Genomic DNA, 26,105 nt, shown 5'->3' with positions numbered 1-26,105 from the left:
CGCGCTGCCTGCGGGCCCGTAGCCGACGCGGCACGGGCCCCATTCCTCGCAAACTAGGACCGGTCTCATGAACTCCCTCCTGCGGGTTCGCACTGCCTATGGGCGGTTGCTGACGCTGTGCGGCTGGATCGCCGGAGCGGTGACCTTCGCCGTCATGTGCCTGACGCTCGCCAATGTCATCAGCCGCTACGCACTGTCCCATCCGATCGCCGGCTCGCTCGAACTGACCGAGGGCGCGCTGCCGCTGATTATCTTCCTCTCGCTCGCCCTCACGCAGTTTCACGGCGGCCATATCCGCGTGACGCTGCTTACCGACCACTTTCCCCCTGCTGCCGCCCGCCTCGCGCTGGTGATCGCGCTTCTCGCCGGTGCGCTGCTCTTTGCCTGGGCGACCTGGGCTGGCTGGGTCACGGCCGAGAAGTCCTTTGCCATCGGCGAGATGGAACGCGGTTCGATCCGCTTCCCGATATGGCCGATCAAATTCGCCGTCTGCTTCGGCATGGCCCTTCTGACGATCCAGTTCCTGATCGACGCGGCCTGCGCCGCCATCGGCATGGAACTGCAAGGCCCCGAGCCGGAGACCCTGGAATGAGCAACATCGTCATCGGCCTCATCGGGACGGCCTGTCTCTTCGGCGGAATCCTCCTCGGCATCAACGTCATGGTGGTTCTCGGCCTCGTCGGCGCCTTCGGCCTCGCCTCGCTGGTGGGCTTCAAGGCGGCGACCGCGCTCCTGTCGACCGTCTTCTTCGAAACGACCAATTCCTTCCACTTCTCGGTGATCCCGCTGTTCCTGCTGATGGGCTTCTTCGCCATGCGCGCCGGGCTGGGCGAGGACCTCTTCGAGGCAACCACCCGCTGGCTCGGCAATCTGCGCGGCGGGCTGGCGATCTCGACGACGATGGGCGCGGCCGCCTTCGGCGCCGCCTCGGGATCATCGGTCGGAACCGCGACGGTCTTCACCAAGCTCGCCCTCCCCCAGATGCTCGATCGCGGCTACGACAAGAGTCTTGCCTCCGCCTCGATCGCGATTGCCGGCACGCTGGCGGTGATGATCCCGCCTTCGGCGCTGGTGGTCGTCTACGGCATCCTCACCGACAGCTCGATCGGCGCGCTGCTGATCGCGGGCTTCATTCCCGGCATCGTCTTCGCCGTGATCCTGTGCCTGGCGATCTGGCTGACGGTGCTTCGCCGCCCGGAACTCGCTCCGGTCGACACGGCGCACTACACCGTCCGGGAAAAGCTCGCCGCACTGCGCCTTGCGGGGCCGCTCGTCCTGATCATCTTCTGCATCGTCGCGGGTCTTTACGCTGGCATCTTCACCCCGACCGAGGCGGGCGGCGTCGGCGCGGGGCTGACCTTCCTGCTGGCGATCCTGCGTCATCGCGGCCTTGCGGGCGTGAAGCTCGGCGACACCCTGCTCGAGACCATCCGCACCACGGCGATGATCTTCGGCATCCTGATCGCCGCGCTGCTGTTTTCGAAGTTCCTCGCCCTCTCCGGCCTTGCCAATGCCGTCGGCGGCTATCTCACCGGGCTCGACGTCGCCCCCTGGGTGATCGTCGTTCTGGTCTCGCTCATCTATCTCGCCCTCGGAATGATGATGGATGCGCCGGCGCTCCTGGCGATCACACTGCCGATCACCCATCCGGTGATGATGGACCTCGGCTACGACCCGATCTGGTTCGGCGTCTTCGTCGTGCTGCTTGTCGAAATCGGCGCCGTCACGCCGCCCGTCGGCATCAACTGCTTCGTGGTGCAGGCGGCCTCTGGCGGCCGGATCAAGCTCGAGGACGTGTTCAAGGGTCTCATTCCCTTCGTCCTCGCCGGCTTCGCCATGCTGTTGATCCTCTACCTCTTCCCGCAGCTCGCGCTGTTCCTGCCTACGAGGATGTGAGCCAATGCACACCCTGGAAACGCTCTGGCACGACCCACGGGTCGCGGTCAAGCTGCGCACCACGCTGACCTCGCCCTTCGGTCGCAAGGTCCGCATCGCCGCCGAGGTTCTCGGCCTGTCCTCCCGGCTCGCGATCCGCCCGGCCGATACGCTCGACCCGGCCGACGACCTGCGCCACCAGAACCCCCTGGGCAAGATGCCCTGCCTGGTGATCGGCGACGAGGCCTTCTACGACAGCGGCGTGATCCTCGAAATGCTGGACGCGCTAGCCGGCGGCGACCGCCTGCTTCCCTCGGCCGCCGCTCCGCTCGAGCGCGCACGCGCCCTCACCCAGGCCAGGCTCGCCGACGGCCTGACCGAGGCGGCGTTGCTGATGGTCTACGAGTACCGCTTCCGCACGCCCGAACAAGTGTCCGGCCGGTGGCTCGAGCATCAGCGCGGCAAGATCACGCGCAGTCTCGCCGTCTTCGAGGCCGCGCCACCCGCAGCTGACAAGCCTAATCTGATCTCGATCGGGCTCGCCTGCGGGCTCGGCTATCTCGACTGGCGGCAACCGGTCGAGTGGCGCGGCGACCACCCTGCCCTCGTCCGCTGGCTCGCCGCCTTCTCCAACGCCGTTCCGGCCTTCTCCGCGACCGAAAGCAAGCCTCGATGACCTGGCCACCGCAGCGCCTCGACGCGCCCGATCCCGCCACGTATTCTCCGCGTCAGCAGGAAATCCACGATCAGATCGCCTCCGGCCCGCGTGGCGGCGTGCGCGGTCCGCTCGCCGTGTGGCTGCACCGGCCCGAGTTGGCGGCCAGGGCACAGGATCTCGGCCGCTACTGCCGCTACGACACCAGCCTCGACCAGCGGCTGTCGGAACTGGCAATCCTCGTCACCGGCCGGGTGTTTGGCTCGGAATACGAATGGCAGATCCATCGCGGCCACGCGCTGACGGCGGGGCTGGAGCCGGAGATCATCGAGGCGGTCCGCCGCAATCGCCGGCCGGACTTTCCCGATGCCGAAACCGAGGTGGTCCATGACGTCGCCCGCGCAGCCCATGAAAAGCGCGAGCTCGACGATGCGCTCTATGCCCGCGCCATCGCGGTTCTCGGCGAAGGCCGGCTCGTCGATCTCGTCGGGCTGCTCGGCTACTACACGCTGATCTCGCTAACCATCAACATCTTCCGTATTCCGCCGATCGGCGAAGGCGACGCGGAGCTGTCCGATGGCTGATCAACCGCTGACCTGGCATCCTTCGCCGCACAAGACCTCGGTCGCCCTGCCACGCGAGGCCACCGATTGCCATTGCCACGTCTTCGGGCCGCAGGCGGTGTTTCCCTATGCTCCGGAAAGCGGTTTCAAGCCGGCGGATGCGCCGAAGGAAGCGCTCTTCGCGTTGCATGACAGGATGGGCATCGAGCGCTGCGTGATCGTGCAGTCCGGCTGCCACGGTTTCGACAACCGCGTCGTCGCCGATGCGATCGCCGCTCGTCCCGGGCGCTATCTCGGCATCGCCCTGGCACCGCCGGAGATCTCGCTCGCCGGCCTCAAGGCTCTTGATGCGCAGGGCTTTCGGGGATTGCGGTTCAACTATATGAGCCATCTCGCCCCCGGCGCCGACGGCCCGGCGTTGCGCAAGCTCGCGGGCCGGCTGGCGGAGATCGGCTGGCACCTGCAGGTCCATATGGAAGACCGGCTGATCGCGCCGATGTCGGCGGATCTCGCGGCGCTTCCCGTCCCGGTGGTGATCGACCATATCGGCCGCATCGATGCATCGAAGGGCCGTCAGCAGCCGGAGTTCGACGCGCTCCTCAGGCTGCTCGACCATGATCATGTCTGGTGCAAGGTGTCGGGCTCGGAACGCGCCTCGCGTCAGGAGCCACCCTATGCCGACGCCGTGCCCTTTGCGCGCGAAGTCGTCGAACGCTTTCCCGACCGCGTCGTCTGGGGCACCGACTGGCCGCATCCGAACTTCCGCGCCGCGCCCCCGGACGACGGCGACCTGTTCGACCTCCTGCCGTCGATCGCTCCCACTCCGGCACTGCTTCAGGCGCTGATGGTCGACAACCCGACGCGGCTCTACGGTTTCAAGGAGGCTCGATGATGCCTGGACGGCTTCAGGACAAGGTCGCGATCATCACCGGCGCCGGCTGCGTCGGCCCCGGCTGGGGCAATGGCCGCGCCGCCTGCGTACGCTTCGCCGAGGAAGGCGCCAGGATCTTCGCCGTCGACCTTAAGGCCGAAACGATGGAAGAGACCCTCGCCCTGACGCGCGCGGCGGGTGGCGAGATCGAACCTCATCTCTGCGACGTAACCGACGCGGCGGCGGTCTCGGCGATGGTCGCTGCCTGCGTCGAGCGCTTCGGCCGGGTCGACGTGCTCGTCAACAATGTCGGCGGCTCGGCCAGGGGCGGCGCGATCGACCTTTCCGAGGCCGACTGGGACCACCAGCTGAACTTCAACCTCAAGAGCGTCTTCCTCACCTGCAAAGCGGTTCTGCCGCAGATGGTCGACCAGGGTGGCGGGTCGATCGTCAACACCTCCTCGACCTCCGGCATCCGCTGGACCGGGGCGGCGCAGGTCGGCTACGCCTCGGCGAAGGCCGCCATCCTGCAGTTCTCCAAGGTAACCGCGGTCGAGTTCGCCGCGAGGGGCGTCCGCGTCAACACCGTCGTTCCGGGTCAGCTGCACACGCCGATGGTCGAGACGCGACTCGCCGGCCAGCGCGCCGGCGGCGACGTCGATGCGCTGCTGGCCCAGCGAGTGAAGAGGATTCCCTTGGGCTGGATGGGCGACGGTCGGGACACCGCCAATGCGGCGCTGTTCCTCGCCTCCGACGAGGCCCGCTTCATCACCGGCACCGAGATCGTCGTCGACGGCGGAATGAGCGCGCGCTGCGACTGAGGGAGGCCGGAATGGGGCGTGCGTTCGAAGGGTTGCGGGTCATCGACGCGACCCATGTCCTGGCAGGGCCTTTCGCCTCCTATCAGCTGGCCGTGCAGGGCGCCGACGTGGTGCGCGTCGAGCGGCACGACGATCCCGACCAGTCGCGCCTGCAGGGGACCGACCGGGAGCTGAACGCGGCGGCGATGGGCACTGCCTATCTGGCGCAGGGCGCCAACAAACGCTCGATTGCGCTCGATCTCAAACAACCGGATGGGCAGGCGGTGATGCGCCGGCTGCTCACCGGCGCCGACGTCTTCGTCGAGAATTTCCGGCCGGGCGCCCTCGAAGCGCTCGGCTTCGGCTACGAGGCGGTCGCGGCCCTCAATCCGCGCCTCGTCTACTGCTCGATCTCGGCCTTCGGGCATAGCGGGCCGCGCGCCGAGGAGACTGGCTACGACAACGTCTTTCAGGCGATGTCGGGACTGATGGCGATGACGGGGACTGAGGAAAGCGGCCCGCTCCGGGCGGGCGCACCGGTGGTCGATTACGCGACGGGTTACATGGCGGCCTTCGCCATCTCGGCTGCGCTCTATCGGCGGACGACCGAGGGCGTCGGCGGCCATATCGATCTGTCGATGTTCGAGGCAGCCCTGATGCTGATGTCGGCACCGATCGCCGGGCTGACGGCGGGCGGCTTTGCCCCCGGCCCACAGGGCAATCGCTTTCCGTCTGCCTGCCTCGGCACCTATCCGACCGCCGACGGGCTGTTGATGATCGGCGCCTCGAATGTCCGCCAGCAGCAGAGACTCTGGACCGCCCTCGCCCGGCCAGACATGGCGAAGGACAGCTACGACGCCAGCCGCGATGCCTTCGAAGCGGAAGGAGCAACGTTGCGGGCGATCTTCCTCACCCGCAGCGCCGCCGAGTGGGAAGAGGAACTGCGCCGCCACCGCGTCCCCGCGGGCCGCGTTCGTTCGCTCCAGGAAGCGCTGGCCGATCCGCAACTCGCCTCGCGCGGCCTCATGCAGCCGGCGGGCCTTGTGCCTGGCACCGACCGGCCGTTTTCCGCGCCCGTCGCGCCTTTCACGATCACCGACGGCGGATCGCCCGCCATCACCCAGCCGGCACCCCGTCTTGGCGCGGATACGAAGGCTATTCTCGCTGAGGCCGGCTACGACGACGCGGCGATCGGCAGGCTCCTCGCTTCCGGCGCTCTCAAGGCGTCGGCATGACCCGAAAAGGCGACGTCTGCGCTGCGCCCGTCGGGCCGGCGTGATCCCTGTGATCGAGGGTCGGCTTCGAGGCTAGCCAGCCCGTAAGCGACGCAATTGAATCTATGCATCGTGCTTTCCGAAAATCGATTCCGATTTCCGGGCCGATGCTGCAGCAGACACCCTCACTTCGTCCAGTAGGCCGAGATGTAGGTCTCATCGAGGGTGACGGCGTGGACGTTGCGGAAATGCGCCCGCGCCTTGCGGGCAAGTTCGCGTTCGGCGGCGATCCAGACGAAGCGGCTTGCACCGACCCCCGGAAACGGCACGGCGGCGATCCTCTCCCAGACGTCCTGACCGTCGCCGCGGACCAGCCATTCCACCCTGACACCGTCCGGCGCCGCGATTTCGCAGCGATCCTCACCGTCGCCGAGTTCGATGAAGACGTGGCCGCGCCTCTCCGCCGGCGAGACTTCGAGGATCCGGCGGATCGCCGGCAGCGCCGTCTCGTCCCCCGCCATCAGGAGGAAGTCGCCCGGCGGCGGCGTGCCGCCCCCCGGCCCCATCATCCCAACGACGTCGCCGGGGCGCGCCGTCCTCGCCCATTCGGTCGCAACGCCCCCTTGATGGATGTAGAGGTCGAAGGAGAAGCAGCCGCTTTTCGGGTCCACCTCCACGAAGGTGTAGGCCGGGCGGTGCAGCGCATCCTCGCCCTTCGGCCAGATCGTCCGGCCGGCGACGTCGAGATGCGGCCAGACCGGCTTGCGGTCCCGCGGCGGAATGGCGAGGCGGAAATGCATCTGGTCGCCGGCAAAGTCGGCGACATTGTCGGCGGCAAGCGTCATCCTCAGGAAGTTCGGCGTCACCGTTTCGACCGACACCACCGAGGCGGTGCGGAAGTTCGGCGGCCGCGTGCCTTGCGGCAGGTCGCCCTGCCAGGCCATCCGATCGGCAAGACCGGGAGCCGCATGGTCGAGGAGATGCAGGAAGGCCTCGCGGATCTCCTGCACCTGCGAGGTCTGCTGCGAGCCGATCCTGACCTCGAAGCGGCCGCCATCGGGCACCGCCTCGACCCGGCCGATCCCGAGGGTGACCGCAAGGCCCGCCCCCTCGCGCGCGACCTCGAAACCGTGCTCGGAGATCTCGGCGGCGAGATCGTCGATCAGCGTTGCGGGGAACGGTCCGGCCGCGGCACCGACCGCATTGGCGGGAAACGTCATCATCTGTCGTCCTTGCTACGATCTGCGTTGTTTCGGCTTGGCCCGACCCGCCGTGGCGGGTCAGGCGCCGGCCGCGCCGGCCCTCTCGCGGCCGGCGAGAAGAATGAAACCGAGACTGCCGGCGAGCCCGGCGACGAGGCCGCCCGGCACCTGCCAGGGGACCATCGCGACCCGGCCGATCCAGTCCGACAGGGTCATGACGATGGCGCCGATGAGGAGCGTCGCGATCACCCGCTCGGCGAAGCGCCGCGCCCTCAGGAGCCGCGCCAGATGCGGCGCGATCAGCCCGACGAAGGAGAGCGGCCCGATGACCATGGTGGCGGCGCTGGCGAGAAGCGCGGCGAGCACCAGTGTCGCCATCTGGGTGGCACGCACCTTTAGGCCGAGCGCCCGCGGCACCGCGGCACCGAGATCGAGCAGCGCGATGGCGCGGCGGCAGACGACGACGAGGCCGAAGGCGATGACAAGAAGAAGGCCGAGGCCGAGGCTCTCGGGCAGCGAGACGAGGACGGTGGAGCCGGACATCCAGGTCAGCAGCGCCGCCGCCTGCATGCCGGCATTGACGAGGGCGATGCGGACGATCGAATCGAGAAAGATGCCGAGCGCGATTCCGGCAAGGAGGACGGCGGCGATCTGGTCGCGATGGCGCCGGGCGAACCACAGGACGATCAGCGTCGTGCCGATCGCCCCCGCCATGCCGAAGACGACGAGTGTCGCCCGGGACAGGACACCGAGGACAAGGGCTGCGAAGACGATGCCCGCAGCCGCACCGCCGCTGATGCCGAGAAGCTCCGGGCTGGCGAGATCGTTGCCGACGATCTTCTGGACGAGGAGGCCCGACAGTGCCACCGCCGCGCCGGCGAGCAGCGCGCCGAGGACCCGCGGCAGCCGGGTGAGGAACACCGCCTCGTCGCCGAAGGGATCGAGGATCTCCCAGCCGGTGCCGGTGCGCCCGACCAGGAGAGCCACCAGAACCGCGACGACGAGGATGGCGAAGAGAAACGCGGTCAGCCGCCGACCGGGATCGCGAAAGCGGCCGGCGGTCATCCGCAGCGGTGGGTTCGGGCGGCCGGTTAGGCGGGTGCGCGACAACAGGAGAAACAGCACCGGTGCGCCGAACAGCGCCGTCACCGCCCCTGCCGGCACCAGCGTGCCGCCGAGCTCCGAGAGGAGCTGCGCCAGAGCGTCTGCGGCAAACAGCGCCAGCGCCCCGAGGCCGGCCGAGGCGGCAAGAAAATGCGTCACGGAGCGCGGCCGGCAGAGCCGGACGATCGCCGGCACGGCAAGCCCGACGAAGCCGATGATGCCGACGCGGCTGACGACGGCGGCGGTCAAGGCGACGGCAACGAGGAGGATCAGCAGCCGCGCGGTGTCGGTCTTCAGCCCGACGCTGCCGGCCACCGCGTCACCGGCGGCGAGGAGACCGATCACCCGCCCGGCGCCGAGGAGAATGGTGAAACTGGCGGCGAAGGCGGCCGAGACGAGGATCGCGCTCGTCCAGTCGGACTGGGCGAGATGGCCCGCCCCCCAAAGAAACAGGAAGGCCAGCCGCTGTTCGTTGAACAGCACCAGCGCTGCGGCGGCCGAGGCCAGAAAGAGGCTGATCGCCATGCCGGTCAGCGCCAGCCGCGCCGGCTCGAAGCGCTGGCGCCGGCCGAGGACATAGACGAGGCCGGCTGCGGCGAGGGCTCCGAAGAGGCTCCAGATCTCCCCCGGCAGGAAGCTGGCGGCAGGACCTGCCAGCGCCGCCAGCGCCAGCGCGAACTGTGCGCCGGCCGAGACGCCGAGGGTGATCGGCGAGGCGAGCGGATTGCGCAGCACCGACTGCATCACCGCCCCGGCAAGGCCGAGCGAAGCGCCGGCGGCCAGCGCGACGACGATCCGCGGCAGCGTCGCATAGTGGAACATCACCGCCGCAAAGACGTCGTCCGGCGGATCGAACAGGCCGAGACGGACGATGGAGAAGGTGACGCGCGGATCCCAGCCGGCCGCCGACGCCGCAGCGCCCGCAGCAGCGAGGACGAGCGCGACAAACGCGATCCTGGCGCCCGGCGTGGGATCTCGTTCGGCGGCGATCAGTTGCCTGTCCCCGTCAGAGCGTCGGTGATCGCAGCGGCCATGTGGATCGCCGAGGGCACGCCGCCGAAGGTCCAGGTCACCGGCAGCCGGCGCACGGCCCCTGCCCGCGACGCAGGCAGCGCCTTGCCGAGCGGCGTGTCGAAGACGGCGGCCATCTCCGCGTCGCTGACCGGCCCGGCAACAAGGATCGTCGCCTCCGGGTCTTCGGCGAGCGCGCTCGGCTCGACCATCGCAAAGCCCCATTCGTTGACGTCGCCTTTCCAGGCGTTCGTCAGCCCGAGCCGCGAGAGAACCGTGTCGGCGATGGCGTTGCTGCCGTGAACGCGCAGCGCATTCGCCCCGATGATTCGGACGAAATAGACGTGCCGACCCTGAAGGCCGGCGTCGGCAAGCCGGGAAGCGTCCTTTTCAAAGGCAGCGTCGGCCGAGGAAATCAGCGCGTCGGCGCCCTGCGTCTTGCCGGTCAGCTCGCCGATCCTGCGGGTGCCGGCGAGCACCGCCTCCCAGGTGTCGCTGCCGGTGCCGTTGAAGGTCACCTCCTCGACTGGGGCGATCGCATTGAGGTTTCCCTTCAATGGCCGCAGATGAGCGTGGGAGAGGACGAGATCGGGCTTCAGCCTGGCGAGTTCCTCCAGATTGGGCTCCTGCCGCGTGCCGATCTCGGCGACGCTCTCCGGCAACGCCGGCTCCCCGACCCAGTCGCGATAGCCGCTGGCGCCGGCAGCACCGACGGGGGTGACGCCGAGCGCCAGAAGGGTTTCGAGTTCGGCCCATTCCATTGCGACGATGCGCTCTGGCGGGCTGGCAGGCTCTTCGGCAAGGGCAAGTGTCGGCGCGATAGCAAGGGCGATCGCCGAAAGAGCCGGAAAGAGAAGGCGTTGGGTGAAGCGACGCATCGATGTCACCTCCATTCATTTGTGAAAGGGCGGTTCAAAGCGGATAGACGACGGTCGGGCCGCCATCCTTCGGCTGCACCGTGCCGATCGGCAGGTCGTAGATGGCCGAGAGAACGTCGGGTCGGACCAGCGCCTGCGGTGGACCCTCGAAGACCGGCCGCCCGGCCTTCAGTGCGACGAGATGGTCGGCGAAGCGCAGCGCCATGCCGATGTCGTGGATCGCCATGACGATGGTGAGTTCGTTTTCGTCGCGCAGCTGCCGAAGCAGCTGCAGGACCTCCAGCTGGTGCTTCAGATCCAGCGCTGCGGTCGGCTCGTCGAGCAACAGGCAGGACGGCTCCTGGGCGAGCAGCATGGCGAGCCAGGCCCGCTGGCGCTCGCCGCCGGAGAGGCTTGCGACCGCCCGCTCGCGCATGTGGGAGAGCCCGACCCGCCCGAGCGCGCCCTCGACGGCGCGCCTGTCCTCGGCGCCATGGCGCATGAAGGCGCCGCGCCAGGGATAGCGGCCGAACCGCGCGAGCTCGGCGACCGTCAGGTTAGCCGCCAGCGGCGGATCCTGGGGCAGCCAGCCGACCTTCCTGGCGAAGTCCCGCTGGCTCAATCTCGCCAGCGCCTCGCCAGCAAAGGCGATCTCGCCCTCGCTCGGCTCGATCTGGCGGGCGAGCAGCGACAGGAGCGTCGACTTGCCGGAGCCGTTGTGGCCGATCAGCGCGACGAAGCCGCCGGCGGGAATCTGCAGGTCGATCGGCGCGAGGATGCGGGAGCCGCCGACGCCATATCCCGCACGCTTCAGGTCGAACAGCGCGACGCCCGCGGCTGGAGAACCCGCGGGCGTCGTGTCGCCGGAGATGGAGGCTATCGCCATCGCCGATCAGAACTCCTTCGCCATCGACACGGTGAAGGTCCGACCGCGGCCCTTGTAGTCGAACACCTCCTCGCTGGCATAGGCGCCGTAGAAGATCTTGGCGCGCTGTCCCCAGATCGTCGTGTAGTCCTTGTCGAAGAGGTTGAGCACGCCGAAATTGACGGTCACGTCGGCATCCACGAACTTGTAGCCACCGATCAGGTCGAACAGCGTGTAGCCCTCGAGTTCGAGACCGTCGTCGTCCTCGTAGTCGAAGATGTGCTGACCCTTGAGGGCGACCTTGAACACCTCGTTCGACCAGCCGATGTGACCGCCGAGCGTCGGCGTGCTGGCATCGGTGACGGAGGCGGCCTGCCAGTCGCCGTCGTTATCGACCTCGGTGCGGACATAGTGGCCGATCACGCCGGCATCGAAGCCATAGGGCAGCTTGGCGTCTATCTTGCCCTCGACGCCGTAGACCCGGCGTTCCTCGTCCTGCAGCGAGATCAGCAGCGAGGTCCGGTCGTAGACGATGGTCTTGTCGGACAGCGAATAGTAGCCGGCGATCTGTGCGTTGATCGTCTCGTCGCCATAGCGATAGCCGATCTCGTAGGAATCGGTCTTGATGGCACCGAGAGCCGAATCCTCGACATTGACCGAGGACAGCAGCACGTAGCGGCCGGCGGCGAAGCCGTAATTGCCCTGGCCGTAGTATTTCGCCGGGTCGGGAAGCTCAAAGCCCTGGCTGAAATTGCCATAGACCTGGCTGCCGGCACCGACATCAATGGTGGCGCCGATGTTGAAGAGATCGGCCGAATAGTCGACCGTGCCGCCCGGGATCGTGTCCGCGCCGAGGGCGAGGCCGAGAGCGACTGCCGCCTGCTGGGTGACGCCGACGAAATCGTCGATCTCGGTCTTGGCGTACTGGTGGCGATAGCCGCCGGAGATCGTCAGCCAGTCGGTGGCGTCGTAGCTTGCCTGGACGAAGCCCGACAGGGTCGAGACCTTGATCCCGGGATAGCGGCCGATGGTGGCGAAGTCCTCGAGCTGCATCGCGCCCGTCGCCGCAGACAAGGTCGGGTCGAAGATCGTCTGGCTGGCGGAGAAATCGTCGATGTCTCCGTCGGTGCCGAAGGTGACCTTCAGCCGCTCGAACGGCTCGGTGACCACCGCCGCCTTGTAGCCGTAGAAGTCGGTCTCCTGGCTGGATGCCGAGAAGAACCGCCCGCTGGAATCCGGGAAGGGATTGAAGTCGAGCTTCTCGGAGCGCCAGAAGCCCTGCAGGATCAGTTGCTGGCCGAGGAAATCCTCGTTGGAGTAGTTCGCCGTCACCATCTTGCGCAGCGTGGCGGGATCGACGTCGGACTCGTAGCCGTCGCGGATCTCGATGTCCTCGGGACGCCCGCGCAGGCCGGAATAGTTGACCCCGAAGAACAGCCCGTAAGGCGAATCCTGGCGGCTGTCGTAATATTGCGTGGTCAGTTCCAGCCGCTGGTTGGCGTCGATCTGCAGGCCGAGATTGGCAAAGAGATCGATCGAGGTATTCCACTGGGTCGAGGTCTGGGTGATGTCGGGAACCAGCATGTCGCCGCTGCCGTCGAAGAAGGCCTCGGTATCGGCGCCGGCGGCCGAGATCCGCATGTCCCAGGTCTCGTCATTGTAGGTGATGGCGGCGGCGCCGTTGAGGTCGCGGTCCTGATTGGTGTTGAAGCCGCTTCCCGCCCCCGCCAGGACCTCGCCGTGGAGGCCGGGCCTGGCGTCCCTGCCCTTCTTGGTGATGATGTTGATGATGCCGCCGGAGGCGTTGCCGCCATAGAGCGAGGTCGCCCCGGAGAGGACCTCGATGCGGGCGATGTTGAAGGGATCGATGGAATCGAGCTGGCGGCTGATCGCGCGGGCAGAGTTCAGCGAGACGCCGTCGATCAGCACCAGGGCGCTGCGGCCGCGAAGGTTCTGGCCGTAATTGGTGCGGGTGCCGCGGCTGCCGGGATCGAAGGCGGGCACTTCCTGGCCGAGGATGTCCTTGAGGCTGAGGCCGGCGCGGGCTCCCTCGGTGACCGTCGCCTCGTCGACCACCGTGATGGTGTTGGGGATCTCGGAAATGCGCTCCGGCGAGCGGCTGCCGGTGATCGTCACCGTATCGAGGGAGATCATCTCGCCCTCCTCTTGCGCTCTTGCCGGCGACAGCGACGCGGTCACCGCGGCGATGGTGGCAAGCGCGCTCGTCCGGCGCAGGAAGAGACGGAGGGTCGGAGCGGATACGCGCATGATGACGGCCCTTTTCTGGCGGCGACCGAACGGCGGCCCGCGACGACGGACTCTCCTCCCCGACCGATCTGGTAAAAGCCGTTTTTAAAGACATTCCAATGAGTTGGAGCGATGTCGCGGCGGCTTCGCCCGACCAGTGCTATTTATCATGACAATCGGAGTCAACAAATATGCGAGGCCTCGTTTCGGCCGCAATCTGGCTGCGACGAAATTGCAACAGCTTTTGGAAATGTTCGAAATTACGAGGCCAGGCAGCAGGCGGCCCCATGGCCCCGGCGACAGTCGCGGCGACGAATGGACGCAGGGTCATCGGCCTTTCGGCGATTTACATCGCGTCAAGTCTCGTCGTCTAAATTCCGATCAGTTGCGTTTAACATCGAAAGTCCGCAATGCCCCAGGTCAGCGATGCGCCGTTGCCGACGAGGCCGCCGGTCGAGACCGCGCGGTCAAGCGCGCCGGGCGCGGCTTCCGGCAGGTTGCCGGGCGCCTCCCTTGCAGACCTCGAAGCGAGAGTTGCCGCCCAGGCGGTGCTGATCGACGAATTGCGGTCGGAACTCTCCCACACCCAGAAAATCTTCGATCGCGCCTCCAATGCGGCGCAGATCGGCATGTGGGAATGCGAACTGCCCGGCTGCAGCCTCAAATGGACCGACGCCGTCTACGATCTCTTCGAGCTGCCGCGCGGCACCAGCCTCGATCGCGAGATCATTCTCGATCTTTATCCCGAAGCGACACGGATCGAGCTTGAACGGATTCGATCAAAGGCGATCGACGCCGGGACGGGCTTCGTCCTCGACGCCGAGATCGACACGGCGCTCGGACGCCGGCGCTGGATCCGCATCACCGCGTCGGTCGAATGCGTCGACGGCAGGCCGGTCCGGATCTTCGGGATGAAGCAGGACATCACCGCGGAGAAAAACGCCACTTTGGCGCTGCGCCGGATGGCGGATTGCGATTCGTTGACCGGCCTTGCCAGCCGCGGCCGCTTCCAGGCCCAGATGACCGCTTCGCCTTCGGAAACCGGCGAGACCTCGCCGGTCGGCGCCGTGATGCTGATCGATCTCGACCGCTTCAAGCCGGTGAACGACCTGTTCGGCCATCTCGTCGGCGACCTCTGCCTGCAGGAGGTCGGCAGGCGGCTCGCTTGCCTTGGGCCGCGGAGCCACTGCGTTGCGCGAATCGGCGGCGACGAGTTTGCGGCGCTGTTCGGGCCGCAGACGCCCCGCGCGGTGATCGAGCGTCTCGGCCAGGCGGTGGTGCGGATGCTGCGGCGGCCGATGCGGGTCGCCGGTCACCGGATCGATCTCGGCGCCTCGGTCGGCATTGCCTTCGCGGGCCGCAGCACGGGAGACGCGCTCTATGGCGAGGCCGATGCCGCGCTCTATGCGGCGAAGGCCGCCGGCCGCGGGCTCGTGCGCGTCTTCGCCGAAGACAAGCACTCAGCGCCGCGCCGACAGCTCGCCGAGGTTTCCTTCCACGGGTGAGACACCGCGAACACGCTCGCAGATGTCGCAGGAGTTGGTATGACTTCCACTGATCGAGCGCTGTCGATCAGGTCGGAGCGTCGGCCAATTGCTAAAAAGACGGCCCGTCACGGCGTGCCTGCCGCCGTTCGCCGACGACGCCTTCAGGCACGGGCGGATACACAGGAGGCCTCTGCCGCTGCCGCTGCAGGGCAAAACCCTCCAAGGCGTCTCTGGCCGTCATTTCATCCGGTTGCAGAAGACCTGGAAGCTCGAGATCGTGTCGTCCCAGCCGTAGTCGGCGAGGTTGATCAAGCCCTGGCTGCCCCAGAAGATCGCGTCGCCGCCCCCTCTGTTGGTGTTGCGATAGACCGCGACGGAGCAATGGACCTGGCTGCTGTCGTCGCATCGCAGCGAGGAGATGCGGTTGTCCCACCAGTCGCCGACGGTCGTCACATATTGAGAGTAGGAGTCCTGGCTGGGGTAGCTCGCCGCCAGCCACTCGACCTGCTTCTTCCAGCTGGCCCCGCCGCCATTGGCGTTTTCGTAGAAGGTGCATCCCTTGTTGCGCAGGACGGCGAGCGGTCTCGAATGCGTGCCCTTCAAGATGTCGGGATCGATCCTGATATTGCCCGGTCCGATCCGTGGTTGCGAATGCGCCGGCGCCGAACCGATCGCCGAGGCGGCCAGCAACAGAAGGGCAGTTCGTCGAAGTGTCATCACCGTCATCCTTGCTTATGAATGAGCGCCGAGACTGCCGCGAGACGCCGCTGCCCACATCCTTCGAATGGAGGAGGCGAGCCATTTCAGACGCAATTGACAACGATCGATCTTCGAAAGCATTGTGATCGCGGTCGTGCCGGTCAGCAGGGAGACAGCTGGATTGGACGATATCGTCGAGTGCATCTACGAAGCGGCCCTGGTGCCCTCGAAATGGCACAGCGTGCTGGGGCAGATCGCCGACCTCGCCACGTGCCGTTCCGGCGCCATGCTGATCATCGACAGGCGGCTGCCGCCGATGTTCGCGGCCACCGACAACATCACCGAAACGCTCGGCCGCTTCGCCGAAACGCCCCAGTGGTACGAAAATACCAGGCTGAACCGCATGATGCGGCGCAATCATGCCGGATTTCTCGAGGTCAGCGACTTCACGACCGACGAGGACCGGGCGCTGGAGCCGGAATTCGAAGCGATCCGGCGCCAGGCGGATTTTCGCCAGCAGATCGGCAGCGGCATCGTGATGCCGAGCGGCGAGACCGTGCTCTTCACCTTCGAGCGTGGCGACGCCGGCCACGATTTCAGCCGCCTCGACATTGCCTGGTTCGACGCCCTGAGGCCGCATCTCGCCCGCGCGGGACTGCTCGCCATCCACGCCCAGATGGACCGCGCCCGCGCGACCGTCGAGGCGTTCCAGACGCTGGGAATTCCGACGGCCATCGTCGGCGGCAGTGGGACGGCGCTGTCGTGCAACGCGGCGTTCGAAGCGCTCGCCCCAGCCCTCCAGATGGGGGCGATGGGCCGTGTCCGCCTGGCGGCCCCGGGATCGGACGCGCTCTTGCGAAATGCGCTGGAGCGGGCGGCAGACGGGCACCGCGCCGTCCAGTCGATCGCTCTTCCCGGGGAAGAGCAGACCGGCCTCGTCCTCCATGTCCTGCCGCTGGCGAGAGATGCGCGCGATCTCCACGCCCACGGCCTCGCCATGCTGGTCGTCAGCGGCTTCAGCGCCGACGCCAACATCGCGGGCGAAGCGGTTCTGCGCGGCCTCTTCGACCTGTCCGCCGCGGAGGCGGCGGTGGCGACCGACATCGCCCGGGGAAAGAGCCTCGGCCGGATCGCGGCGGAGCGCGGCGTCGCCGTGACGACGGTCAGAACCCACCTGTCCCACATCATGAGCAAGACCGGGACGACCCGTCAGGCCGAGCTCGTCGCGCTGTTGAAGGGCACGACCATCCCGGGCTTCTGACGCGTCGGCGAGGCGTCATGCGATTGCATGACGGGCCGCGGAAAAACGACCGGCCGAGCGAATTCTCCTTCGATTGGATGACGCGGCTTCGTCGCGGCTGCGAGAGGTTCGCGCCTGTCGCCACCCGATATCGATGGAGTTTTCGATGATCAAATCGCGCATCCCGGCACTCTTGGCCTGTCTGGCCCTGCTGGAACTGGGGAGCGGGCAGGCCCGGGCCACCGGCTCAAGCGTCCGCCACTACCCGCAACTCGGCAAGCCGGTCGCGGACGTCAAGCTGCGGATCGGTCCGAGCCCAATTCTCAAGCAGATCGACACGATCAAGCGCGGCGAGCTCGTCGTCATCCACAAATGTTCCCGCAAGTGGTGCCAGATCACCCAGCAGGATGGCGGGCCGGACGGCTACATGACCGAGGAATACATGATCTTCATGGGTGAGATCCATGGATAGGACACGTCCCCTCACCATCGCCGGCGTGACTTTGACCGCTCTCCTCGCGACCGCTTCTGCATCGATCGCCGCCGAACTCGACTGCACCGCCTTCATGACGGGCAAATGGGTCGGGACGGGCGAAGGTCCGGGCGGAAGTCCCTACGAACTCGACAATACCTACACCTTCAAGGCTGACGGCAGCTTCGAGACGGTCAACCGATTCCGCTCGCCCGGCAAGGATTGGAGCGAGCAGGCTGTCACCGGCGAGTGGACCGCCGAGCCGGACAAGGACCAGCCGGACGGATGCGCGGTGTCGATGACCAGCACCTACGAGTCCGACGGCATGTCCAGCTCGTCCAGCTCGGTCGCGACCTATGTCCGGATCGACGACAAGACGCTGAGCACGATGGACTTCGTGATGCATCGTCAGGATTGACCATCGGCTCGTCGCGCCGGCCGGGGCCGAATATCGTCGCGGCTGGCCGGTTATCTCGCCTGAAGGACGCGATCGATCGCAAGACGCGCCGTCTTGCCGTCCGGCCCGATCCAGAGGCGGCCCTCGATAATGCGGAAGTCCGGGTAGCGGCCGGCGAGCCTCCAGTGACGGCCGGCCGCATCCGTGACCGCGATGGCGCCGACCCGCGCAATCCGCCTTCCGGCAGCGTCGGCGATGCCGTAGACGCCCGGTGGGCAGGGTGCGCGGAAACACATGATCGGATGGTATTCGATGGTCAGCCTGCCGGAATGGTCGGCGCGATCTGAGCGCTGCAAGGCGACTGAGCCCTGCACCTCGCCGACGCTGTCCGGCAGGATGGTCGCCTGGCTGCCGTGATGGGTGCGGATCGTCACCTGACCGGAAAATTCGATCGCACAGAAGCTGCCCTTCGCAAATGCCTTGGCGAAGACCGGGTCGGCCGACGGGGACAGGGTGACGAAGTGGGCGTAGATGACCGTCCCCTCGTGATCGAAAGCAAAGGCGAGACTGTTCGTGGATGGCGGGCAGGGTGTGCCGTCCTTCAACGCGCCGAACGCATGCAGGACGAAATCGCCGGAATAGGTCGCGACCGTCAGATGCGGATCGCCCTCCGCCCTCGCCGCCAGCGCCCCCGTCACCGCCAGGCCCACCGTCAAAGCAGACATCATCGCCCTGCCCCTCATGGCCGGTTCTCCAAGTCCTTGAGCGGCCCGCTTCCGGCGCTCACCTGCCGTGTTTTCAGGCTTGCGGCCATGCGCGTCCAGCGGATCGGTTCGTCCTTCGATCGGGGCGCCAGCCCGATGGCACCGTCGAGCATCGTCTCCTGGCCGAGATTGCGGTCGATGACGAAGACGAGGGTCGGAGACGTCGAGGCAGCCGGTTGCGGCGGCGGCAGGCGCCATTCTATCCCGGGCGGCGTCGTCAGCGTGGCAAGGCCTGCGGCACTCGCCAGTTCGAGCGCAAAGAGCGCCGGTGCCGTTTCCTCTTCGTCCGCTCGAGGCTGGACGACGCCGGGATAGGCCGTGACGAAAGCCAGAGGTGCCAAGTCCCGCCAGGGTGTCCAGGCGGCATAGCCGTCGAGCGGTTCCGTCGACAGGCAGGGACGGCCGAAGCAGTCCGCCGTCTCGGCGGCTTGCGCCGTCATCACGCGGCGGCCGGCGGCAAGCAGCACCGCCGGCGACTTGGCCGAGGGGACCGAGACGATGCGCCAGCCGACATCTGGCCCGACGCCGAAGATTTCCGGCCCGGCCGTCTTCTCTTCCCCATAGGCGGCGATCGTCTCGGCCCTGAGGCGAGGACCCAAATTGAAGCGCTGGACATCGATGAAGGTCGCCGTGACGGCACCGAAGGATTGCCGGCGGACTCTGAGGGCGTAGCGAAGCCGTGTCAGTGGCGCTTCCCGCTCGTCGATGAGGAGCACGGCTTTTTCGACGGGGGAAATGTCCCTCTCGGCGAGATTCATGTGTTCGGGGTCCTCGCCGGCGATTTCGACGAAGAACCGGTCGACCGGGCCGAGCGCCACCGGCTGATACCCGTCGGCCGCCACATAGGCGCGCGCCGCCGCCTCGACGGACGTCCCGGCCATGGCAGGCTCGAGATGCACCAGGCCGGTGGCAAGCAGCAATGCCGCAATGATGAGCCGGATGGACGGCATGGCGATGCCTCGTCTTTCAGAACAGCAAGGACCCGGCACTTCAGAGATGGTCCGCGGCCATCACCGGGCTCCGCGCCTCGTCCGCCGCCTGGTAGAACGGCGGCAGCACGGCGACGCCGGCGAGACCCGAGACGACGGGGCCGGGAAACGTCTCGACCCGGGTTTTGAGACTGTTGACGGCGTTGTTGTAGAAGCGCCGCGCGGCGGCGATGCTGGCCTCCACCTCGCGATAGGTCCGCTGCGCCTCGATCATCGGGCCGCTGGAGGTGAGCTGAGGATAGTTCTCCGCAAGGGCAAACAGACGCGTCATGTCTGCCGCAAGCGCGGCCTCGGTCTCGAACTTGTCGGCAATGGCCTGAAAATCCCGCTGACCGATCTGCGGCTGCGCCTTGGCGCGCAGCGCCGTGATCTCCTCGAGCAGCGACGCCTCGTGCTGGAGGAAGCGGCGGGCGATCGCCAGGACATTGGGGATGAGATCGTGGCGCTGCTGCAGCTGGGCGTCGATACCGCCCAGCGCCTCGCCGACCCTGTTGCGCGCCGCAACGATCGCGACGTACCAGCCATAAAGCGCGCCGACCGCCGCGACGGCGAGGACGATCACGAAGACGGTCATTCTCGGCTCTCCAGGGAGGTCGGCGTGCAAAGCATCGGTCCCAGCCGCACGCCGGGTGTCCGTTCCACCATGTCCAGAAGATCGTCCGCCAGCCCCATGACGGCATCGAGATCGTCGGCGATCTTCCGCAGGTGGTGCATCAGTTCGGGATCCGTCACCTTGCCGGGCTCGAACATGTCGCGGGCGGTGGTCTTCTCGAAAAGGACGGTCATCGTGCCACCTTCGACGAGCACGGACGGCGGCAGCAGATCGGTGCTATCGGCCATCTGCAGCAGGCGGCGCATCACCGCCGGGGTCAGCAGCGTGCGCGAACCGATCTGATCGCTTCCCCAGACCTCGAAGATCTCCTCGAACTCCGGGTCTTCCAGCCGAACGGGCGCGAGAGCCTCCGGGCGCGGCAGCTGACGTCCGATCAAGGTCGTCGCCAGCACCCTGCCGGGATAGGCGATCTGAAGAAGCAAGCCATTTGTGGGGATCCGCAACTTTCGCGGCCGCCAGTTGCCATCCTTCTTCCGCTCGTCATGGGCCGGGACGAATTCGGCGATGGTGACCACGGCGCCGCGATGGTCGCATCGGAAGGCATCGTCGCGCCTGGTGCGGGTCTCGGGAGCGATGAGGCCGAAGAAGACCGGCCGATCGAGAGGGATCGGCGTGTCGGATCCGATTGCGGCGAGCCCGTGGCGGGCCAGCAGCTGCGGAAGCGCGCGCTGTTTGAACAGCGTCGTGAACCGCGTCTGATAGCGGCTCGTCGCGGCGAAATAGGCGATGCCGTAGAGCCCGGCGCAGATGATGATGGCGGGAACGACCATCTGCGCTCCGACGGACCAGAGCGCGAAGGCAAAGAGGGAGGGCGCCGCGACGACGGCGATGCGTTTGACCCATCTTTCGCCGCGTTCAAAGCCGCGGGCAAGGACCACGCGCTCCATTTCGATCTCGGCGAGGATGGCCGCCATGCCGGGGTCGTCAGGATGCCCGGAGTCTTCCCGCGGCGCATCGGTTTTCGGAACAATGGCGGAGAGATCGACACCGCGCGATGCCAGGAATTTGCGATGGAACAGCAAGGCAGCTCCGATCGCCGCGACGAAGGGTGCAAAGGATCCGAGAACGCCGACCAGCAGGAAGGGAAGGGCAAGGAGAAGGTTGCCGGTGGCAAGGAGGATGAGAAAGCCGACGAGCGGGATGGCCAGGGTGATGCCGAAGACCAATGGCGGCAGGCGTTGCCCCCTGTCGCGAAGACGCGCCCGGTCCGCCGCGCTGAGCATGCGCCAGGCCTTGTTCGCAGGTTCGCTCATCCGTTCGGCACCCCTTAGGAGGTCCCGAGACTAGAGGCGCGGTCGCCCTTGCGGATCATTCATTTGAAGGAGCCGACGGTGACGGTTCTGCTTTGCCGGACCGTTGGCAGTCCGATGTTGGCAGCCGGCGCACAATTGGATCGCCCGCCGGACCGCTGCGCCTGGCGCACCGACGGCTCTCTCAATGACTCAATCGCGGTCGCCGCGGTCTCGATCGCCAGGGGCTTTCATGGCCCCATCCATCGTCTCGCCACCGCGTCAGTTCAGGCCGCGCTTTCCCAGCGACGGGCGAGCGACTCGGCGATCGCGAGAACCGCCGCATGGATCGGCCCGGAGGTGAGGCTCGGCATGACCGAGGCGTCGGCGATGAAGAGATTGTCCAGTGTCTTGAGCCGCAGGTCCGGATCGACGACCGCTTCGTCATCATGTCCCATCCTGCAGGTCCCGCAGGGATGATGGTGGGTGATGACCGCCCTTGCGATGAAGTCGTCCCTCGCGGCCGTGTCGCCCAGCTTTCCGGGAAGGATCTCGCCTTGCCGCCAATCGGCGAGTTCCTCCCGATGGCCGATCGTGCGGGCCGCTTCCAGAGCCTGGCGAAACAGCGCGCGATCGCGCTCGCTCTGCAGATAGGCCGGATCGATGACGAGACGGTCGCCGAGTTCCGGCCCGCTGATCCTGAGACTCCCGCGGCTCGAAGGATGGGTGACGCCGAACAACAGCGAATAGGCGGTCCCGGCGGCAGGCGCCTCGAAGCATTCGGACACGATCGGCGCCACCCCGCAGCCGACGACGATCTCCGGTTGGCCCATATCGGCGAAACCGGAGGCGCGCATATAGGCCATCGATTCGGAGTGCTGAAGGCGCGATGGCGGAACCGGCCTTCTGGCAGCGTAAAGGTTGGCCGCGCCCAGCAGATGGTCCTGGAGGTTCCGGCCGACATCGGGCATGTCGATGCGGCATGCGACGCCCGCATCGGTCAGAACATCGAGCGGGCCGATCCCTGAGCGCATCAACAGCGCCGGACTTTCCAGCGCCCCGGCGCAAAGGACCACCCGATCGGCGTGGATGGCGAAGGCCCCCTCCCGTCCTGCGACCTCGAGACAGCTGACCCGATTGCCGTCCAGCGCCAGCCGCTGCACCCGCGCGCCGGTCAGGATGGTGAGGTTCGCGCGTGCCCGGACGGCCTCCGTCAGGAAGGCGTCCCCGGCCGTGACCCGGCGGCCGTGACGGATGTTGAGCGCGTTCGGCGTGACGCCGATCATCTCGCCGCCATTGTGCCCTTCGAGGCGGGGAAGGCCGAGAGCTGCACCCGCCTCGATGAAGGCGCGGGCAACCGGGCTGACCTCGTCCGTCGGCATATGGACCGGCAAAGGGCCTGCCTTGCCATGGATGCCGTCGCCACCGAACGGATGGTCCTCGATGGCCTGGAAGGCCGGCAGCAGCCCCTCCCAGCCCCAACGGGAATCGCCTGTCGCATCGACCCAGGCCTCGAAGTCGGCGGGATGTCCGCGCATGTAGCCCATTGCGTGCAGGCAGCTGGACCCGCCGACCAACCGGCCCCTCGCCCAGTGGTGCGCCCGGCCGGCCGTTCCGGCCTGCGGTTCGGTCGTATAGTCCCAGTCGTAACTGCGCCCCTGCAGTGCCGGCCATGCGGCGGGATTCCAGATGTCGGGGTCCGACGGTTCCTCTCCCGCTTCGATCAAAACGACCCGGCTGCCCGGGACCTCGCTCAGCCGTGCCGCGAGCAGTGCACCGGCCGATCCGCCGCCGACGATGGCGATATCGCAGCGACGATCGCTTTCGACATTGGCCCCGGTCATCGTCGCCCCCTTCGTCACTGGCGTTTTCGATCGCGGTCACCGACACGCGCGACGACCCGTGCTGGACACGCGGTGTCGGATGTCAGGAAGACTGTCCGGCCGTCGGCGCCCCGGCGCCGCGCCCAAAAGCTCAGGTCACGCTTTCGATGGAAATCTTCGCCGCGGCCTTCGCCTTGAGAAGGTGCCGCTTCGACGCCTTGCGGGCGGCTTTCACGTCCCCCGCGGCGATGGCTTCGTAGATATCCTTCATCTCCGCGAGGCTGCTGGCTGCCCTGCCCTTCAGCGACATCGACCGGCCCCGGAAGAAGCTGATCCTGGCGAGCAGGCCGCGATGGACCTCCTCGAGGATCGCATTTCCGCAATTGGCGAGGATGATCGAATAGAAGTCGGCGGCCGTCATCACCTGTGCGGCGCTGTCGTTGCTGGCGGCGGCCGCTTCGAACGCAACCAGGGACTTCTCGAGCGCCTGCACCTGTTCCGGCAAGATTCTCGCGGCGCAGCGCCCCGCTGCCTCGACCTCGAGCAGTTCTCGGACTTCGTAGATGGCAGTCGCCTCTTCCCAGGAAAGCGCCGGTATCGACGGGCCGCGATTGGGCACGATCTCGATCAGGCGCTCGGCTTCCAGGCTGCGCAAGGCTTCCCGTAACGAGGGCCGGCTGATGCCAAGCTGGGCACATAACTGGCTTTCGACCAGGCGGCTTCCCGGCTGGAAAACGCCGGAGAAGATCGCGAGCCGCAACTTGCCGACCGTCTCTTGCTGCACCGTTCGCGGAGAAATCCGCAGATTCATTTCCGGCCGCATCGATTCCGTTCTCGTGAGGTGTGGTTGCAGGCCGCAGCATACGCGACCGCACTGGATTTTGACAGCATCATCGACCGCGTTGTCAAATTTAAAGATTGAAAGAATGTCAGACAATCGGGTTGACGCGTCCCGGCTTGTATGATCCTCTTGCCTCACACGACAGCAACGGGCGAGGCTGATGAGAATGGCGGCAGACAGGTCCTTCGACCGTTTCGGCTCGCGGCGCATCGACATCGGCCGGATCGTGCTGAACGTGCGCGAAGGCGGCAGCGGCCCGCTGATCCTGTTCTTCCACGGCATCACCGCCAACGGGGCCGTCTTCACCCCGATGATGGCCCGGTTTTCCGATCGCTTCACGGTCGTGGCCGTCGACCAGAGAGGGCACGGCCACAGCGACAAGCCGGCGAGCGGCTATGAGGCCGACGACTTTGTCGAGGACATCGCCGCGCTCGTCCGCAAACTGGACAAGGGGCCGGCCATCCTCGTCGGCCACTCGCTCGGCTCGCGGAATTCGGTCACCGCGGCGGCCGCCCATCCCGACCGGGTCCGCTCGGTGATTGCCATCGACTTCACCCCCTATATCGAGACCGAAGTGTTCGACGCCCTGGATTCGCGCGTCAATGCGGGGGACCAGGTCTTCGAGGATCTGACGGCCGTCGAGACCTATCTTTCCCGCCGCTATCCCAACATTCCGGCCGATGCCATCAGGATCAGGGCCGAAAGCGGCTACCAGCGCGTCGATGGTGGGTTGCGCCCCCTCGCCTCGCCCGCTGCCATGGCCGAGACCAGCACCGGGCTTCGGGCCGATCTCGTGCCTGCCTTCCGGGACGTGAAGAAGCCGGTGCTGATCATCCGCGGCGAGGACAGCAAGCTGGTGTCCGCCGCAGCGCTCGCGAAAACCAGCCGCCTGCGGCCCGACCTGCCCGTGGTCGTCGTGCCCGGCGCCGACCATTACGTCAACGAGACCGCCCCGGACATCACCTTCAGAGCCATCCAGAACTTCATCGACGCGTGAAGGACAAGGAGAGGATGGCTTCTCGCACGAGACCGCGATCGACGGCGTCAGCTGGAAGCCATGGCAGGTCACCCGGGCCGACCCGGCAACCCGCAGTTTCATCTCGAGTAGAATATCGGACGACACAATGCCCAACGTGAACATGACATCAGGCAAAACCCGTCGCGCAGAGGTTGCCGGCGGCGGCTTTGCTGGCCTGACGGCGGCAATCGCGCTCAAGCAGAGCGGCTGGGATGTGACGCTGCACGAAAAGGGGCCGGAACTCAGGGCATTCGGCGCGGGAATCTACCTCTGGTACAACGGCTTGCGCGTTCTCGAAGGGCTGGGTGCGCTGGAAGAGGTTCTCGAAGGCTCGCACACGCCGCCGACCTACGAGACCTGGATGCACAACAAGTCGGTCTCCAAGGAAACCTTCAACGGCCTTCCCTGGCGCGTCATGACGCGCAGCCATCTGCACACCGCGCTGGCCAATCGCGTCCGCGCGCTCGGCATCGAGATCCGCGTCAATTCCGAGGCGGTTTCCGCCGACCCGGAGGGCCGGCTGACCCTTCAGACGGGGGAGACGATCGAGGCCGACCTGATCGTCGGCGCGGACGGAGTCGGCTCCAAGGTGCGCGATTCCATCGGCTTCGAGCAGGATCGGTGGGATTCCACCGACGGCATCATCAGGCTCATCGTCCCGCGGAAGAAGCAGGAACTCGGGCATGGCGAATGGGACAACACCATCGACATGTGGAACTTCTGGCCGCGGGTGCAGCGGATCCTCTACTCGCCCTGCAACGACGACGAGCTCTATCTCGGCCTGATGGCGCCTGCCGCCGATCCGCGCGGCTCGCGGGTGCCGCTCGATCTCGAAGTGTGGGTCGAGATGTTCCCGTTTCTGGAACCTTGCCTGGTCGAAGCGGCCAAGCTGAAGAGCGCCCGCTACGACAGATACGCGACGACGCGGCTGGACAGCTGGACGCGCGGCAAGGTCGCCCTGGTGGGCGACGCAGCGCACGCCATGTGCCCGGCCCTCGCACAGGGCGCGGGCTGCGCCATGGTCAATGCCTTCAGCCTGGCGCAGGAACTAGAGACCGCCTCGTCGGTCGAGGACGCGATCGTCGATTGGGAAAAGCGCATCCGGCCGATCACCGATCGCTGCCAGGCCCTGTCCGGCGACTATGCCGCCAACCGTTCGCTCTCGAAGGGAAACATGTTCACGCCGGCGGCCCTCGAGGCTGCCCGCTACGATCCGCTGCGCCGCGTCTATTCGTGGCCGCAATAGCCAGCAGTCGCCGACGCCAAACA

At 67.0% G+C, this 26,105-nt stretch carries 25 protein-coding genes; 13 read left to right on the top strand and 12 right to left on the bottom strand.

All coding sequences use genetic code 11. The features are described from left to right. Window positions 1–67 precede the first annotated feature (67 nt). The 7 genes from E3C22_RS01550 to E3C22_RS01520 are packed head-to-tail and all read left to right on the top strand — an operon-like array spanning window position 68 to window position 5,999. Entirely contained in the window at window positions 68–592 is a 525-nt protein-coding gene (locus tag E3C22_RS01550; protein WP_134759565.1) for a TRAP transporter small permease subunit, read from the top strand. Then, window positions 589–1,896 (top strand): TRAP transporter large permease, encoded by a 1,308-nt coding sequence (locus E3C22_RS01545; protein WP_167591593.1) that lies wholly within the window; start codon window positions 589–591, stop codon window positions 1,894–1,896. Before E3C22_RS01550 ends, E3C22_RS01545 begins: the two co-directional genes overlap by 4 nt. A gap of 4 nt (window positions 1,897–1,900) precedes the next feature. Continuing rightward, window positions 1,901–2,551, top strand: a complete 651-nt coding sequence (locus E3C22_RS01540) for a glutathione S-transferase family protein (protein WP_134759560.1) — start codon at window positions 1,901–1,903, stop codon at window positions 2,549–2,551. After that, complete coding sequence (locus E3C22_RS01535; RefSeq protein ID WP_134759558.1) at window positions 2,548–3,114, top strand: carboxymuconolactone decarboxylase family protein; 567 nt, start codon at window positions 2,548–2,550, stop codon at window positions 3,112–3,114. Before E3C22_RS01540 ends, E3C22_RS01535 begins: the two co-directional genes overlap by 4 nt. After that, window positions 3,107–3,985: an amidohydrolase family protein gene (locus E3C22_RS01530; RefSeq protein WP_134759556.1), complete on the top strand. Its 879-nt coding sequence runs from the start codon at window positions 3,107–3,109 to the stop codon at window positions 3,983–3,985. The genes E3C22_RS01535 and E3C22_RS01530 overlap by 8 nt, the downstream gene beginning before the upstream one ends. After that, window positions 3,985–4,785, top strand: a complete 801-nt coding sequence (locus E3C22_RS01525) for an SDR family NAD(P)-dependent oxidoreductase (RefSeq protein WP_134760869.1) — start codon at window positions 3,985–3,987, stop codon at window positions 4,783–4,785. Before E3C22_RS01530 ends, E3C22_RS01525 begins: the two co-directional genes overlap by 1 nt. 11 nt (window positions 4,786–4,796) lie before the next feature. Beyond that, the gene (locus tag E3C22_RS01520; RefSeq protein WP_134759554.1) at window positions 4,797–5,999 is read left to right on the top strand and encodes a CaiB/BaiF CoA transferase family protein; all 1,203 of its coding nucleotides are present in this window, start codon (window positions 4,797–4,799) and stop codon (window positions 5,997–5,999) included. Between the two features lie 164 nt (window positions 6,000–6,163). Here the strand turns inward: E3C22_RS01520 and E3C22_RS01515 are convergent, their stop codons facing one another. The 5 genes from E3C22_RS01515 to rhtA are packed head-to-tail and all read right to left on the bottom strand — an operon-like array spanning window position 6,164 to window position 13,285. Further along, the gene (locus tag E3C22_RS01515; protein ID WP_134759553.1) at window positions 6,164–7,201 is read right to left on the bottom strand and encodes a siderophore-interacting protein; all 1,038 of its coding nucleotides are present in this window, start codon (window positions 7,199–7,201) and stop codon (window positions 6,164–6,166) included. A 57-nt stretch (window positions 7,202–7,258) separates the two neighbouring features. After that, window positions 7,259–9,238 carry a Fe(3+)-hydroxamate ABC transporter permease FhuB gene (fhuB, locus tag E3C22_RS01510; protein WP_245514777.1) on the bottom strand — a complete coding sequence of 660 codons (1,980 nt, stop codon included), beginning with the start codon at window positions 9,236–9,238 and terminating at the stop codon, window positions 7,259–7,261. A gap of 35 nt (window positions 9,239–9,273) precedes the next feature. Then, window positions 9,274–10,173, bottom strand: coding sequence for an iron-siderophore ABC transporter substrate-binding protein (locus tag E3C22_RS01505; protein ID WP_167591592.1), 900 nt, complete (start codon window positions 10,171–10,173; stop codon window positions 9,274–9,276). A gap of 34 nt (window positions 10,174–10,207) precedes the next feature. Further along, window positions 10,208–11,038: an ABC transporter ATP-binding protein gene (locus tag E3C22_RS01500; RefSeq protein ID WP_134759547.1), complete on the bottom strand. Its 831-nt coding sequence runs from the start codon at window positions 11,036–11,038 to the stop codon at window positions 10,208–10,210. Window positions 11,039–11,044: 6 nt separating this feature from the next. Continuing rightward, on the bottom strand, window positions 11,045–13,285 hold the full coding sequence (gene rhtA / locus E3C22_RS01495) for a TonB-dependent siderophore receptor RhtA (protein ID WP_134759545.1): 2,241 nt from the start codon (window positions 13,283–13,285) through the stop codon (window positions 11,045–11,047). 389 nt (window positions 13,286–13,674) lie between these two features. Here rhtA and E3C22_RS01490 point away from each other — a divergent pair, with 389 nt between their 5' ends. Next, on the top strand, window positions 13,675–14,769 hold the full coding sequence (locus tag E3C22_RS01490; protein ID WP_134759543.1) for a diguanylate cyclase domain-containing protein: 1,095 nt from the start codon (window positions 13,675–13,677) through the stop codon (window positions 14,767–14,769). A gap of 219 nt (window positions 14,770–14,988) precedes the next feature. On the opposite strand, the gene E3C22_RS01485 is transcribed toward E3C22_RS01490, so the two are convergent. Then, a complete protein-coding gene (locus E3C22_RS01485; RefSeq protein WP_134759541.1) occupies window positions 14,989–15,468 on the bottom strand; it encodes a hypothetical protein in 480 nt (159 codons plus the stop codon). Between the two features lie 163 nt (window positions 15,469–15,631). Between E3C22_RS01485 and E3C22_RS01480 the strand changes: the two genes are divergently transcribed. From E3C22_RS01480 to E3C22_RS01470, 3 genes are all read left to right on the top strand, one after another. Next, window positions 15,632–16,711, top strand: coding sequence for a helix-turn-helix transcriptional regulator (locus E3C22_RS01480; protein WP_134759539.1), 1,080 nt, complete (start codon window positions 15,632–15,634; stop codon window positions 16,709–16,711). A gap of 145 nt (window positions 16,712–16,856) precedes the next feature. Further along, complete coding sequence (locus tag E3C22_RS01475) at window positions 16,857–17,162, top strand: SH3 domain-containing protein (RefSeq protein ID WP_167591591.1); 306 nt, start codon at window positions 16,857–16,859, stop codon at window positions 17,160–17,162. Beyond that, the gene (locus E3C22_RS01470; protein WP_134759535.1) at window positions 17,155–17,580 is read left to right on the top strand and encodes a hypothetical protein; all 426 of its coding nucleotides are present in this window, start codon (window positions 17,155–17,157) and stop codon (window positions 17,578–17,580) included. The genes E3C22_RS01475 and E3C22_RS01470 overlap by 8 nt, the downstream gene beginning before the upstream one ends. 50 nt (window positions 17,581–17,630) lie before the next feature. Here E3C22_RS01470 and E3C22_RS01465 read toward each other — a convergent pair whose 3' ends face one another. The 6 genes from E3C22_RS01465 to E3C22_RS01440 form a co-directional block, all read right to left on the bottom strand. Next, window positions 17,631–18,287, bottom strand: a complete 657-nt coding sequence (locus tag E3C22_RS01465; protein ID WP_167591590.1) for a hypothetical protein — start codon at window positions 18,285–18,287, stop codon at window positions 17,631–17,633. An 11-nt stretch (window positions 18,288–18,298) separates the two neighbouring features. After that, window positions 18,299–19,273 carry a hypothetical protein gene (locus E3C22_RS01460; protein WP_134759531.1) on the bottom strand — a complete coding sequence of 325 codons (975 nt, stop codon included), beginning with the start codon at window positions 19,271–19,273 and terminating at the stop codon, window positions 18,299–18,301. Between the two features lie 40 nt (window positions 19,274–19,313). Continuing rightward, on the bottom strand, window positions 19,314–19,886 hold the full coding sequence (locus E3C22_RS01455; RefSeq protein WP_134759529.1) for a LemA family protein: 573 nt from the start codon (window positions 19,884–19,886) through the stop codon (window positions 19,314–19,316). Next, window positions 19,883–21,178 (bottom strand): DUF3137 domain-containing protein, encoded by a 1,296-nt coding sequence (locus E3C22_RS01450; protein ID WP_206026880.1) that lies wholly within the window; start codon window positions 21,176–21,178, stop codon window positions 19,883–19,885. The genes E3C22_RS01455 and E3C22_RS01450 overlap by 4 nt, the downstream gene beginning before the upstream one ends. Before the next feature lie 263 nt (window positions 21,179–21,441). Continuing rightward, window positions 21,442–22,998 carry a GMC family oxidoreductase gene (locus E3C22_RS01445; RefSeq protein WP_134759527.1) on the bottom strand — a complete coding sequence of 519 codons (1,557 nt, stop codon included), beginning with the start codon at window positions 22,996–22,998 and terminating at the stop codon, window positions 21,442–21,444. A 130-nt stretch (window positions 22,999–23,128) separates the two neighbouring features. After that, window positions 23,129–23,914, bottom strand: coding sequence for a GntR family transcriptional regulator (locus E3C22_RS01440; RefSeq protein ID WP_245514706.1), 786 nt, complete (start codon window positions 23,912–23,914; stop codon window positions 23,129–23,131). 70 nt (window positions 23,915–23,984) lie between these two features. Here E3C22_RS01440 and E3C22_RS01435 point away from each other — a divergent pair, with 70 nt between their 5' ends. Then, complete coding sequence (locus tag E3C22_RS01435; protein ID WP_280987435.1) at window positions 23,985–24,815, top strand: alpha/beta fold hydrolase; 831 nt, start codon at window positions 23,985–23,987, stop codon at window positions 24,813–24,815. 142 nt (window positions 24,816–24,957) lie between these two features. Beyond that, on the top strand, window positions 24,958–26,082 hold the full coding sequence (locus E3C22_RS01430; RefSeq protein ID WP_245514705.1) for an FAD-dependent oxidoreductase: 1,125 nt from the start codon (window positions 24,958–24,960) through the stop codon (window positions 26,080–26,082). The last annotated feature ends 23 nt before the right edge of the window (window positions 26,083–26,105 follow it).

The sequence above is a fragment of the Jiella endophytica genome, from assembly GCF_004519335.1.
Lineage (GTDB): Bacteria > Pseudomonadota > Alphaproteobacteria > Rhizobiales > Rhizobiaceae > Jiella > Jiella endophytica.
Note: the sequence above shows the minus strand (reverse complement) of the source record. Positions and strands in the feature narration are given on the sequence as shown.